Raw genomic sequence first — 12,532 nt, 5'->3', positions numbered from 1 at the left:
GGTGAAAAAAACGAGCTGTTTGAGCTCGTTTTTGTTTCTGCGTTCCGGCCTACAAGGCCCCGGTATTCAGCGCGGCATTAATCGCGGCCGCGACGCCGGTCGGGTTTTCCCACATCATCGAGTGACCGGCTTGCGGCACAATGGCGGTCTGAACACCATGTTGCGGCAAAACGGCGACATCCGGTTCAGGCAGTGAAAACTCACCAAACAACACCGTCGCAGGCATTTCAAGCTGATAAAGCTGTTCGCGCCATGATACCGTTTCCCCCTTTACCAGCCCGACCGCCTGACGGTGGATGGCCAGCGGCGAGGCGATGCTCATACATCCTGCCCAGATGTGATTATTCCCGCGTACGGCGACATCAATCAGATGTGTATGGCCCTCGCGCAGATATGCTTCTTCTGAATACTGAGTCACCGCGCGGCTGAAGGTGCCGCCGCCGGCATCCAGATTTGGCTCGGCGACAATCAGGCGCTGGATCAGGTCAGGGCGCTGCGCTGCCACCATAATGGCAATGCTGCCGCCCATGCTGTGACCGATTAAATTGACCTGTGGCACACCCAGGCTTTCCAGCCAGGCAATCACACAATCAGTATGCGCCCGGAGGCTGTAGCTGAAATCATCGGGTTTATCGCTGTAACCTGAACCGGCGAAATCCAGCAGCAGCGAGCGACGCGGGCGCAGGGAAGCATCTGTCGCCACCCGTGGAAAATCGCAGGAAGCTGCACAACCCAAGCCGTGTAAAAAGACCAGCGGCACACCCAGCCCTGGTAACTCGTGGAAACGTAACTGCATTTCCATACCGGGTACTTTGAACGATTTCATCTCAATCCTTTGTTAATCACTTAAGTGCAATCTGCGGATTATAGGCAGGATTTTTCTTAGCGGCAGTATAAAAAAGGGGTGAACACGCATCCGGGACTGGCGGCATCATCAATGATGGTGGATTCCCGTTAAGTCATTCAGCATGTGAATATTTTTTTTCCGGACTCTTTCTATCAGCCAGACAAGTGATAGCATGGAACTCTTGCTCACTTTATGGATTTATCTGATGGTCAGGTTAGGCAGTTTTGTGGCGGTTACCCTGGTGCTGGCGTCGTTTTCAGCATCTGCTGTCACTCAGTATCAATGTGTATTAACGCACCACACGCAGTCTGATGATGGCAACGATGTTTCTGAAGTCGTCAATAAAAACGCACAGGTCTATGATGCGGGTAATACGTTCAGCTTTTCTCCGGATGGTAGCAAAATGGTCACCAGCCCGGAACTGACGGACATCATCGGCAAAGACAATCAGCCCATGAAAGCCGGTGCACAAGATAACCTGATGTATATTCACGTAAAAGACAGTTTTGTTGTCGCCACGCAAACCGAAGGTTATGTTTACGGAGATTGCAAAGTGAATACCGCGAAGTAAAAATCCTGGCCACAGCATTTTCTGAATCCGGGCGTTACGTCTGTCCGCAACGCCCTGCAATAAATAGAAACACTCCTGCCAGTTCATTAGCACACTTCTTATAGTCGCCTGTTGCACGACGGGCTATCCTTGCGCACTTTTCCGGTCCCCACTTTTTTTCATTTTCGCCCGCTTCAAGAAGCAGACAAAAAAGGTATTTGCCCGCTTATGGCCTTACTTAACGACGAAATCCGCGACCATACTGCCGAGTCCGTCCTTTTCGTTCGTCGTGCCGTGATCGCATTTATGGTGGTGATCCTCCTGTCGTCTGCGCTGGTGTTTAACCTGTATCACCTGCAGGTGGGCATGCATGATTTTTATCAGACCCGCTCGAATCAGAATGACATCAAAATGCTGCCGATCGCGCCCAGTCGCGGGTTGATCATGGATCGCAACGGTGTCGTGCTGGCGCAAAATATCACCCTGTACCAGATTGAAGTCATCCCGGGAAAAGTGCCTGATCTCAACGCCACGCTGAATGCGCTGAAACCCATTGTCGATCTGACACAGGACGATCTGGACAGTTTTCACGATGCGATGATCCACGGACGTCGCTTTGCGCAGATCCCTCTGAAGCTGGCGCTGACGGATGTTGAAGTGGCGCGTTTTTCCGTCAATCAGTTTGATTTCCCCGGCGTCTCTATCAGCACCTATCAGCAGCGCCGTTATCCGTACGGTGCGGAACTGGCGCATGTTGTGGGTTATGTTTCGAAGATAAACGACAGAGATGCCAAACGCCTCGAGGCGGAGGGTATCGCTGAGAATTACGCGGCTGACCACGATATCGGTAAGCAGGGCGTTGAAAAATACTATGAAAACATTTTGCATGGCCGCACCGGATATCAGGAAGTCGAGGTCGATAACCACGGTCATGTGGTGCGTTTACTGAAAGAGGTTCCGCCGCAGGCCGGGCAAAATATCTATCTGACGCTTGATCTGGATTTGCAGCAGTACATCGAAAAAGTGCTGAAAGGGCAGCGTGCGGCAGTGGTGGTGATGGATCCGCGTGACGGCGGGATCAAAGCGATGGTCTCCAGCCCGAGTTATGATCCGAACCCGTTTGTGAACGGCATTTCCAGTAAGCAATACAGCGCGTTACTGAAGAACCCGGATCTGCCGCTGATCAACCGTGTGACCCAGGGGCTGTATCCGCCGGCCTCGACGGTGAAACCGTTTATGGCAACATCGGCGCTGTTTGAAGGGGTGATCACGCCACAAACCACGTTCTTTGGTGCGCCGACCTGGACGCTGCCGGGTACAGAACGGCATTACCGCGACTGGCTGAAAACCGGTCACGGCCTGCTGAATGTCACCAAAGCTATCGAAGAGTCCGCTGATACTTTCTTCTACCAGGTGGCCTATGAAATGGGCATCGATCGTATCCATACCTGGCTGAGCAAATTTGGTTACGGGCAATCGACCGGTATTGATCTGGATGAGCAATATAACGGTGTGCTGCCGAGTCGTGAATGGAAACTGAAGGTACATAAAAAGGGCTGGTATCAGGGCGATACGGTGTCTGTCGGTATCGGTCAGGGCTACTGGGTGGCGACGCCGATCCAGATGGTGCGGGCGCTGAGCGCACTGGTGAACAACGGTAAACTGGAAACGCCTCACCTGTTATATTCCGCCAAAAGCGGCAAAGTGATCACGCCGTATAAAATGCCGCCGACGCAGCAAATCGCTGACCCGAAATCGCCCATCTGGGGCATCGTGAAAAACGGGATGTTCGGGATGGCTAATCTCCCGAATGGTACCGGTTATAAACTTTTCCACACCGCGCCTTATCAGATTGCGGCAAAATCCGGAACATCACAGGTATTCAGTCTGCGCGAAAATCAGGTGTATAACGCCAAAATGACGCCGGTACGTTTGCGCGACCATATTTTCTATACTGCGTTTGCGCCTTATAAACACCCGACGGTGGTGATGGCGCTGATCATGGAAAATGGCGGCGGTGATGGTGTGGTGGCCGGGCCGACCGCGCGGGCGATCCTCGACCATATTTTCCTGCCGCCGCAGGCGGTGATGTGTGATCCGGCCAAAGCGGATAATCCGGCAGACTGCGAACAACCGGTGCCGGCGCCAAATTCACTCGGTTTCAGTGAGCATTGATCCGGGCGTGTGATCAGAGCATTTCAAAGGGCACGTTGTTGAGCCGGGCAACGTGTTTTCCAATCTCTTCCGTGGTCTTCATGTGACCAGCAGGGACTTTACTGTAGTCAGGAGACTGCCTCTTATCGGCGCCTAACACTCTCGTCACCCGGATGCTTTGAGTTGCGGGGAGCCCGTCATAGAGATTCAGACCCTGGCGGCCGATAATCAGTATTTCATTGTGGGTAAATTGATTACGGATCACTTTATCTTGCGTCATGAGAGCCGCGGGGGTCAAAAGTTGCTGATAGCCACCCTCGCATCTGAAATCACCTACCCCTCTTCCGCTCTGAATGCACTCCACAAGTCCATAGGGCTGGAGCACCCGCCCTTGGGGGTTACATCCTTCCCGTCCGGCATGGTTCATAAACCACACGTCACGCGGGAATGTCCCGAGGATATTTTGTCGGGGGACGTCAAGAACCAGCGCGATGTTGTGATACATCCCTGTGTAACGAAAAGACTCTGTCGTGAATTTTTTAATATCGTTTAAATCAACCAATGATGTGCTGAAGACATCCCAACTATTAAACAGGGAGGCTGCGTCCTGACGGCAGAACGGGCTTTCTTGCAGTTCAAAGGTATGGACCAAAACATGGCGCTCAGGCAGTACGGCCCAGCTTTGCAGTATGGCTGCTTTTTGCAGATTCCGCGCTTTTATTCTATCGCCCCGCTTTTCCCGCTCAGCTAAATACATTGCATGCGGCGATAATGTCGGGGTTTTCTTTTTGAAAAATGGCATGATATCAATCCTGAAATAGTCAATATTTTATTAAGTCTGCTTTCATCGTTATGGTGTTACATCAGGCGGGATCCTGTACTTATCGAAATTCCTTCAAACTATTTCGTATTCTAATTCGTTGATTTCCGCCACTTTAGCGGCGACTGTTTCTGGTGAGCCTGCATAATAGTCATACATGCTGTTACTCTCTGTCGGTTCGGCAACGACTATTTTGCGCACCCGGATCCTTTGTGTTGCCGGCAGACCTGCATATAACTTAACTCCCGGGCGACCAATAATGAGTACCTCATTATGTGATTCGATAGAGCGTGTTTTTTTATCTTCTGACAGAAGCGACTGAGGTGTCAGCAGTCGTTGATATCCACCTTCACAATGGTAATCTTCTTTGCCTTCTCCCCGGAATATCGCCCGACTCAGGGCTGAAGCATCGATAATTCTTCCCGCTGCATAGTCATTTTCACGCCCGATATGATTAGGAAACCAGACGTCAGTCGGATGCGTCCCAAGAATATTTTGCACCGGGACATCCAGAATTAAGGCTGTGGTGCAATACATCCCGGTATAGCGTTTAATTTTGGTTAAGGGTTTAATATCTTTTAAGTCAACCAACGAGGTGCTGATAATATCCCAACTGCTTAAAATAGACTCTGCGCGGTGCTGGCAAAAAGGACTTTCTTCACCCTCAAAGGCATGAACCAGCAAATAGTTTTTCGGCAGGGAACGCCAACTGTTGAGTATTTTTTCCTTATCTCCAGATGAATATTTAATATCCTGCTTTTTAATAAAATGAATTCCTGATTTTTTATGTGAAAACATAATAATCTCGCGGGTAAATTTTAGGGGAATATGGTGAGGAATATAACATATGAGTTTTTTTTAATGACTTAATCACTTCTTAAGAATAATGATATTGCAGCTTCTCTTTAACGGGAGGTATAAGCGGCCGTGAAACCGGCAGATTTTTTCATTGCGTATATTTTCTGCGACGGAAAGCCGTCATCCCCCTGCGAAACAGCGTGTGTCATAAAATGGCGACAATCACGTTATGTGATGTCGTCATTTGGAGACATTTAAGATATTGATAATTAAGCGTTTGAATTACTTCATCGAATACTGTTGGGTTTCGGCGACACTCCGGGTGTTTTTTAAACGGGTTATTGCGCGTCGTGCAGATGCCTGAAAACACATTTAAAATAAAAAACCTTTAAATTCATCTACTTGATAATTAAACTTTAAAGTTGGCACGCATCCTGCTAGAATCGGGCAGTTGCTCATTCACCTGATTATGATTGGCTCACGCGAAAGCGTTGATATGCTCATAATGTCCGAATGACGCCAAAGAAACGGTGCCTATCGTTCACCCGACCGATAATCGTTGCGCAAGCACGTTATCAAACATCGAACGACACGTTGAGTGAGGCACCACCTCTTCCGGTTTGCAGAACATCCGTCAGGATGTTCTGCAACACCAACCCCTCTGAAGTCTGCCTTTTTGTTTCCCAATCCTTTTACATATCCTCTCTGACACTGGCTGTTCAAACCGTTGTCCGCTAGCATGACGTTATCTGTGGTCAATGAGATGAATGCGTTGAAAAGAGGACGTTTATTCCCCGGCTCGTTACGTCAGCTGGTCTTAATGGCTTTCCTGCTGGTGATGCTGCCGTTGCTGGTGCTGGCCTATCAGGCCTATGACAGCCTGGATCAGCTCAGCCGGCAGGCGGCGCGTATCAACCGCACCACGCTGAGTGATGCGCGTCGCAGTGAATCGATGTCCGGCATCGCGCTGGAGATGGAGCGCAGCTACCGCCAGTATTGCGTCCTTGACGATCCGACCCTTTCCCGCCTTTATCAGAATCAGCACAAGCAATATGCCCAGTTGCTGGATGCCCATGCGTCTGTGCTGCCGGATTTACGCTATTACCAGACGTTGCGCACCTTACTGACTCAACTGACACAACCGGCCTGCCTGAATAACTCGCCGGATAAAGATTCCTCTGCACGGCTGGAAAATTTCTCGCGCACCAATGCCGAAATGGTTCAGGCGACGCGGGAAGTGGTGTTCTCGCGCGGACAGCAACTCCAGCGCGCGATTGCTGAACGTGGTCAGTTCTTTGGCTGGCAGGCGCTGGTACTTTTTCTGCTCAGTGGCGCGCTGGTGGTGCTGTTCACCCGCATGATCATCGGGCCGGTGAAAGGTGTTGAACGAATGATCAACCGGCTGGGCGAAGGGCGTAATCTGGGCGATGTGACCCGTTTTAAAGGGCCGCGGGAGATCCGCTCGCTGGTGCAGCGCATCGTCTGGCTGAGTGAACGTCTTGCCTGGCTGGAATCACAGCGCCACGAATTCCTGCGCCATATTTCTCATGAACTTAAAACCCCGCTCGCCAGTATGCGTGAAGGCACCGAACTGCTGGCAGATGAAGTGGCCGGGCCGCTGACGCCGGATCAAAAAGAGGTGGTGGCTATCCTCAATAGCAGCAGCCGTCACCTGCAAACGCTGATTGAACAACTGCTCGATTACAACCGCAAGCTGGCTGATGCGCCGACGCTGAGTGTGTTTGTCGATCTTAAAGCGCTGGTGGATGACGTCGTAACGGCTAACAGCCTGCCCGCCCGCGCCAAGAAAATCCGCAGTGAAGTGATTATCGGTGCACCCCGGTGTCTGGCGGAACCGACCTTACTGAGGCGGGTGCTGGATAATCTCTATTCCAATGCGGTGCACTACGGGGCTGAATCCGGTACTATTTGGGTCCGTAGCCGGCAGGAAAACGGACGGGTGATAATCGAGGTGGCGAACACCGGAATACCGATCCCGCAGGCCGAGCGCACGATGATTTTTGAACCTTTTTACCAGGGTAGCCAGCAGAGGAAAGGGGCTGTAAAAGGCAGCGGTCTGGGGTTGAGTATTGCTCAGGACTGTATTCGCCGCATGCATGGAGAGCTGCAACTGGTTGCCGTTGAGGATGCGGACGTCTGTTTTCGTATCGAATTGCCCCTGACGGCTGAGAAGAATGAATAATGATGAAATTTTCAGGCTGGCTGCATGTGTTGTTACGCTGCCGGGTAATCTTATTGAGCATACCGCTGGTGCTTGCAGGCTGCGCGCCGCATTCCGCCAGTAATCCCTATTATCAGCAAGTTTCCGATCAGGTCGTGCCTGACAGCAAAGTGATCGACTTTCGCATTGCGCCCTGTGAAACCCTCTGGGCGCTGGATGACAGCGACGCGCTGACCAATTCGCTGTACTGGTTACGGGCGATGGACTGCGCTGACCGGATGAGTGATGCGCAGGCGCGTTACCAGGCGCAGCAGATCCCGGCCACAAGTTGGGAACAGGTGTTTAAACAAAGCATCCTGCTTGCCGGCGCGGATCCCGATCAGCAACAGCGTCGCGCATTGCTGGCGAAAGTGAGCGAGTACCGTGGCCAGATGCCGGGTTCGATTCGCCCGCTGGTGCAGTTATGGCGTGAACGTCAGAATTTGCAGGTGGTGCTGGGGGATGAAAAAGCCCGCAACGCCCGTCAGCAGGTGATGAATGAAGAAAAACTTCAGACGATGATCGCCGGACAGCAGGTGCTGGAAAACAATCTTGCGGATACGCGGCGTAAACTGGAAAACCTGACCGACATTGAGCGTCAGCTTTCCTCGCGTAAACAAATTCAGGGAGATTTGCCGGATAACGACGCCAGCGTACCTGCGAAAGCGACATCCGGTAAGCCGGTCAAACCTGCCGAAACCTATGCGCCGCCCGCTAAGGATCAGAACGCCAAATGACGATACGTAAAGCTGCCAGCTTATTGCTGGTTGATGACGATCCCAGCCTGTTAAAACTGTTGGGCATGCGCCTGACCAGCGAAGGTTTTCGCGTCACCACGGCGGAAAGCGGCGCTGAAGCGTTGCGTTTGCTGCATCGCGAACGTATTGATCTGGTGCTGAGCGATTTGCGCATGGATGAAATGGACGGCATGGCGCTTTTCGCCGAAATCCAGAAATTCCAGCCCGGCATGCCGGTGATCATTCTGACGGCACACGGTTCTATTCCCGATGCGGTCGCCGCCACCCAGCAGGGCGTATTTGGATTTCTCACCAAGCCGGTTGACCGCGATGCGCTGTATAAAGCTATCGATGAAGCGCTGGCGCAGTCCAGCCCGTCAGTCGATGAAAGCTGGCGCGAATCGATTGTCACCCGCAGCCCGATTATGTTGCGTCTGCTTGAACAGGCCAATATGGTCGCACAGTCTGATGTCAGCGTGCTGATTAACGGCCAAAGCGGCACCGGTAAAGAAGTGCTGGCGCAGGCCATCCACGGTGCCAGCCCGCGCGGCAAGAAAGCCTTTATTGCCATTAACTGTGGCGCATTGCCGGAACAGTTGCTGGAATCCGAATTATTCGGTCATGCCAAAGGGGCGTTTACTGGCGCGGTGAGCAGCCGTGAAGGTCTTTTCCAGGCAGCGACCGGCGGCACATTGTTCCTTGATGAAATCGGCGATATGCCCTTGTCGCTGCAGGTGAAATTGCTGCGCGTGTTGCAGGAACGCAAGGTGCGCCCGCTGGGCAGCAATCAGGATGTCGATGTGGATGTGCGCATTATTTCTGCGACGCACCGTGATTTGCCAAAAGCGATGGAGAAGGGGGAGTTTCGCGAAGACCTGTTTTATCGCCTCAATGTCGTCAGCCTGAAGCTGCCGACGTTGAGTGAAAGATCAGAAGACATTCCGCTGCTGGCCAATCATCTGCTGCGTGTTGCGGCGCAGCGACATAAACCTTTTGTGCGCAGTTTTTCGACGGATGCGCTGAAACGGCTGATGGCTGCCAGCTGGCCGGGCAATGTGCGCCAGTTAGTGAACGTCATCGAGCAATGTGTGGCGCTGACGTCTGCACCGGTGATCAGCGAAGCGCTGGTGCAACAGGCGCTGGAAGGTGAAAATACCGCGCTGCCAACGTTTGCCGATGCACGTAATCAGTTCGAGCTGAATTATCTGCGCAAGTTGCTGCAAATCACCAAAGGCAACGTGACGCAGGCAGCACGTATTGCCGGGCGTAACCGCACCGAGTTTTACAAGTTGCTGTCCCGTCATGAATTAGAAGCGACCGATTTTAAAGAGTAACGGGAATTTACTTTCAGAGGCTTGAGGTACATTCCTGCCGCTGAACTATGATACCTTTAGCGCCTTCGCATGCCTCCGGCATCCGAAACCAGATTGTGAACCATGCTGCCGCTCAGGAAGGCGGAGAGCAAACGAATGATTATAAGGGTCCGCCATGAAAAAGATTGATGCGATTATCAAGCCATTCAAACTCGACGATGTCCGTGAAGCACTGGCTGAAGTCGGGATTACCGGGATGACCGTGACCGAAGTGAAAGGCTTTGGCCGTCAGAAAGGTCACACAGAACTGTACCGTGGTGCGGAATACATGGTCGATTTCCTGCCAAAAGTGAAAATCGAAATTGTCGTGGCGGATGACATCGTGGATACCTGCGTGGAAACTATTATGACCACCGCGCAGACCGGTAAAATCGGCGACGGTAAAATCTTCGTGTTTGATGTGGCGCGTGTGGTGCGTATCCGTACCGGCGAGCAGGACGAAGAAGCGATTTAATGTTTCATCAGGGCGGGTAATACGATGTTACCGGCCCTGAGTTTTTTCTCTGTTATTCCCCGTTTCCTCCTTCCTGTCTTGTTATACCAATCTTTTTTTAACCACATCACTTCTCAACTCTTTGTTTATCCAGTTCTTAGCGGTTAATTCTGTTCATCAGCCCCCAAAGTTCCTCTCCGCCAATAACCACAAAAAATGCTATTTGTTAGTTTTGTGTGAAATTTGTGGGGTTTTTATTGTGACTTCATTGAAAAAGTGAGAGTAAAATCACGTTTGTTGTTATACCATTTCAGATAACCTGTCAGATACGTTGTAATCACCCACTAAAACAATTCAGGGTGAAAGTATCAGGCGGCCGGAACTGGTGTGGATTGATCTCCGTTGATCGTGGTTTTCACACCCATTCAGAAGGCTTTGCAATGTCACAACCAGAAAAACCCATACGCATTTCCCGGCGCGTATTTTTAGGGGGCGCACTGGCGGCGCTTTCCGTTCCGTTGATGAATAAGCTGCTGCTCAGCCCGGTCTATGCCGCGCCGGTTGCCGGTTTGTCACAGGCAAAACAGGATTTCACCCAACTCTCGCTGTATCTGACCGGTCACGACCGGCTGGACCTGGCCCTTTCTGAACGTTATTACCAGACGATGTTAGCGCTGTATCCGGACTTCACCGCGCAGGTTCAGGCGTTGCAGGCGTTTATTACGGCGAATCACATTGATGCCGCTGAACTGCAAAAAGCGCTCGATGCACAGCAGCCCGCGCTGGCGAAATTGCCGCGCAGCATTCTTCAGGCGTGGTATCTCGGTGTGGTCGGCGATGGCAAACAGGCGGTTTGTCTGGCGTATGAAAATGCGCTGATGAATGTTGCGGTTCGCGATCACCTCAATCCGCCGAGTTATGCCTACGGCGCTTACGGCACCTGGGCAAAACAGCCTGTCTGAAAATAACGTTCAAAAAGGGTTAAACAATGAGTGAACAACTTTCCGCTGACGTCGTCGTCATCGGCTCGGGGATCTGCGGCTCGCTGGTCGCACAGCGTCTGGCAAAACAGGGCATCTCCGTCATTATTCTCGAATCCGGCCCGCGTATTGATCGCGGTACGCTGACTGAAAACTTCCGTAATTCGCCGCGCAAAAAAGACTTTATGTCGCCATATCCGTACTCGGACTGGTCACCGCATCCGGTATATAAACCGGAAGATAATGATTATCTGCAACAGCAGGGGCCGTATCCTTTCCCGGCGGAATACATCCGCATTATGGGCGGCACGACCTGGCACTGGGCGGCGCAGGCATGGCGTGTTCTGCCTAATGATATGAAGATTAAAACACTGTACGGCGTCGGGCGTGACTGGCCGTTGTCGTACGAAGAGCTGGAACCGTTTTATTACGAAGCCGAAGTGAAAATGGGCGTGTCCGGTGCGCCGAATAACGGTTCACCGCGCAGCCAGCCCTTCCCGATGGAACCGGTCGCTGAATCCTGGCTGCAACAGCGTTTCCGCGAGCGTCTGGCACCGGGCGGTTATGAGGTGATCGTTAACACCACCGCCCGTAACAGCCGTAACTATGACGGCCGTCCTGCCTGTTGTGGTAACAACAACTGCATGCCGATTTGCCCGATTGACGCGCAATATCACGGCGGCATCGCCGCGCAGGCGGCTGAAGCGGCGGGTGCAAAACTGATCACCAGCGCGGTGGTTTACCGTCTGGAGCATGATGAGAAAGGCCGTATTGTTGCCGCGCATTATTACGACCCGGATAAAGGCGAACATAAAGTTACGGCGAAAAACTTTGTGCTGGCGGCGAACGGCATCGAAAGTCCGAAACTGCTGCTGATCTCCGCCAGCGATAAATATCCTGACGGGCTGGCAAACAGTTCCGGCACCGTCGGGCGTCATCTGATGGATCACCCGAGTAACTCACTGACCTTCGAAACCGAAGAACCGTTGTGGGCGGGGCGCGGGCCAATGAGTCCGGCGTCTATCAACAGCCTGCGCGACGGCGATTTCCGTAAAGATTACGCCTCGTTCCGTATCGATATCGCCAACTCATCTCAGGTGCAGTCGGTAACGCAAGATCTGCTGGCGGAAGGCGTTTACGGCATCAGCCTGGATAACGAAATTCGTCGCCGTGCCTCGCACCAGACCAGCCTGAAAAACGTGATGGAGCAGTTGCCGAATTACGATAACCGCATCATTCTCAGCGACAAAAAAGACAAACTGGGTATCCCGAAACCGGCAGCGATTTACCACATGGACGATTATGTGCATCGCGGTATGGCGCGCGCGGTAAAAGAATATACCGAGATCGCCAGACTGATGGGCGGCACCAATTTGCGCTTCAGCAAGCCGGGCGTTTACGGCAACAACCAGCATATTACCGGCACGATGAGCATGGGGCATGACCCGAAAGATTCCGTGGTGGATGCGTTCGGACGTACTCATGACCATGAAAATCTGTTCATCACCAGTACCGGTGTCATGCCGACCTCGGCCACGGTCAATTCGACGCTGACCGCTGTCGCACTGGCGTTACGCACTGCTGATCATCTTGCCAAAACTGCGCTATAGGCTGACTGA

Annotated in this window: 11 protein-coding genes; 8 read left to right on the top strand and 3 right to left on the bottom strand. The window is 52.3% G+C overall.

Going from position 1 to position 12,532, the window contains the following annotated elements; translation table 11 throughout:
- Window positions 1-49 precede the first annotated feature (49 nt).
- A complete protein-coding gene (locus UC14_RS02945) occupies window positions 50-826 on the bottom strand; it encodes an alpha/beta fold hydrolase (RefSeq protein ID WP_013574343.1) in 777 nt (258 codons plus the stop codon).
- A 193-nt stretch (window positions 827-1,019) separates the two neighbouring features.
- Between UC14_RS02945 and UC14_RS02940 the strand changes: the two genes are divergently transcribed.
- Both UC14_RS02940 and mrdA read left to right on the top strand, forming a co-directional pair.
- The gene (locus UC14_RS02940) at window positions 1,020-1,418 is read left to right on the top strand and encodes a hypothetical protein (protein ID WP_231576090.1); all 399 of its coding nucleotides are present in this window, start codon (window positions 1,020-1,022) and stop codon (window positions 1,416-1,418) included.
- Between the two features lie 207 nt (window positions 1,419-1,625).
- A complete protein-coding gene (gene mrdA, locus UC14_RS02935) occupies window positions 1,626-3,572 on the top strand; it encodes a penicillin-binding protein 2 (protein ID WP_013574345.1) in 1,947 nt (648 codons plus the stop codon).
- Window positions 3,573-3,585: 13 nt separating this feature from the next.
- Here the strand turns inward: mrdA and UC14_RS02930 are convergent, their stop codons facing one another.
- The gene (locus UC14_RS02930; RefSeq protein WP_013574346.1) at window positions 3,586-4,353 is read right to left on the bottom strand and encodes a hypothetical protein; all 768 of its coding nucleotides are present in this window, start codon (window positions 4,351-4,353) and stop codon (window positions 3,586-3,588) included.
- A 93-nt stretch (window positions 4,354-4,446) separates the two neighbouring features.
- Window positions 4,447-5,169 (bottom strand): hypothetical protein, encoded by a 723-nt coding sequence (locus tag UC14_RS02925; RefSeq protein ID WP_013574347.1) that lies wholly within the window; start codon window positions 5,167-5,169, stop codon window positions 4,447-4,449.
- Between the two features lie 763 nt (window positions 5,170-5,932).
- Here UC14_RS02925 and UC14_RS02920 point away from each other — a divergent pair.
- The 6 genes from UC14_RS02920 (at window position 5,933) to UC14_RS02895 (ending at window position 12,523) form a co-directional block, all read left to right on the top strand.
- Entirely contained in the window at window positions 5,933-7,372 is a 1,440-nt protein-coding gene (locus tag UC14_RS02920) for a HAMP domain-containing sensor histidine kinase (RefSeq protein WP_015689470.1), read from the top strand.
- Window positions 7,372-8,127: a two-component system QseEF-associated lipoprotein QseG gene (qseG, locus tag UC14_RS02915; protein ID WP_013574349.1), complete on the top strand. Its 756-nt coding sequence runs from the start codon at window positions 7,372-7,374 to the stop codon at window positions 8,125-8,127. The genes UC14_RS02920 and qseG overlap by 1 nt, the downstream gene beginning before the upstream one ends.
- Window positions 8,124-9,461, top strand: coding sequence for a two-component system response regulator GlrR (gene glrR, locus UC14_RS02910; protein ID WP_013574350.1), 1,338 nt, complete (start codon window positions 8,124-8,126; stop codon window positions 9,459-9,461). The genes qseG and glrR overlap by 4 nt, the downstream gene beginning before the upstream one ends.
- A gap of 154 nt (window positions 9,462-9,615) precedes the next feature.
- The gene (gene glnB, locus UC14_RS02905; RefSeq protein ID WP_013574351.1) at window positions 9,616-9,954 is read left to right on the top strand and encodes a nitrogen regulatory protein P-II; all 339 of its coding nucleotides are present in this window, start codon (window positions 9,616-9,618) and stop codon (window positions 9,952-9,954) included.
- A gap of 419 nt (window positions 9,955-10,373) precedes the next feature.
- Window positions 10,374-10,895: a sorbitol dehydrogenase family protein gene (locus tag UC14_RS02900; RefSeq protein ID WP_013574352.1), complete on the top strand. Its 522-nt coding sequence runs from the start codon at window positions 10,374-10,376 to the stop codon at window positions 10,893-10,895.
- A gap of 26 nt (window positions 10,896-10,921) precedes the next feature.
- Window positions 10,922-12,523 (top strand): GMC family oxidoreductase, encoded by a 1,602-nt coding sequence (locus UC14_RS02895; protein ID WP_013574353.1) that lies wholly within the window; start codon window positions 10,922-10,924, stop codon window positions 12,521-12,523.
- Window positions 12,524-12,532: the final 9 nt, after the last annotated feature.

This window comes from Rahnella sp. NRRL B-41462 (assembly GCF_003263525.1).
In the GTDB taxonomy this organism is placed as follows: Bacteria; Pseudomonadota; Gammaproteobacteria; order Enterobacterales; family Enterobacteriaceae; genus Rahnella; species Rahnella aceris.
This window is presented reverse-complemented; position numbering and strand designations above follow the sequence as displayed.

Coding starts and splice junctions, on each gene's coding strand:
- UC14_RS02945 (WP_013574343.1), bottom strand. CDS start 826: ATGAAATCGTTCAAAGTACCCGGTATGGAAATGCAGTTACGTTTCCAC.
- UC14_RS02940 (WP_231576090.1), top strand. CDS start 1,020: ATGGAACTCTTGCTCACTTTATGGATTTATCTGATGGTCAGGTTAGGC.
- mrdA (WP_013574345.1), top strand. CDS start 1,626: ATGGCCTTACTTAACGACGAAATCCGCGACCATACTGCCGAGTCCGTC.
- UC14_RS02930 (WP_013574346.1), bottom strand. CDS start 4,353: ATGCCATTTTTCAAAAAGAAAACCCCGACATTATCGCCGCATGCAATG.
- UC14_RS02925 (WP_013574347.1), bottom strand. CDS start 5,169: ATGTTTTCACATAAAAAATCAGGAATTCATTTTATTAAAAAGCAGGAT.
- UC14_RS02920 (WP_015689470.1), top strand. CDS start 5,933: ATGAATGCGTTGAAAAGAGGACGTTTATTCCCCGGCTCGTTACGTCAG.
- qseG (WP_013574349.1), top strand. CDS start 7,372: ATGATGAAATTTTCAGGCTGGCTGCATGTGTTGTTACGCTGCCGGGTA.
- glrR (WP_013574350.1), top strand. CDS start 8,124: ATGACGATACGTAAAGCTGCCAGCTTATTGCTGGTTGATGACGATCCC.
- glnB (WP_013574351.1), top strand. CDS start 9,616: ATGAAAAAGATTGATGCGATTATCAAGCCATTCAAACTCGACGATGTC.
- UC14_RS02900 (WP_013574352.1), top strand. CDS start 10,374: ATGTCACAACCAGAAAAACCCATACGCATTTCCCGGCGCGTATTTTTA.
- UC14_RS02895 (WP_013574353.1), top strand. CDS start 10,922: ATGAGTGAACAACTTTCCGCTGACGTCGTCGTCATCGGCTCGGGGATC.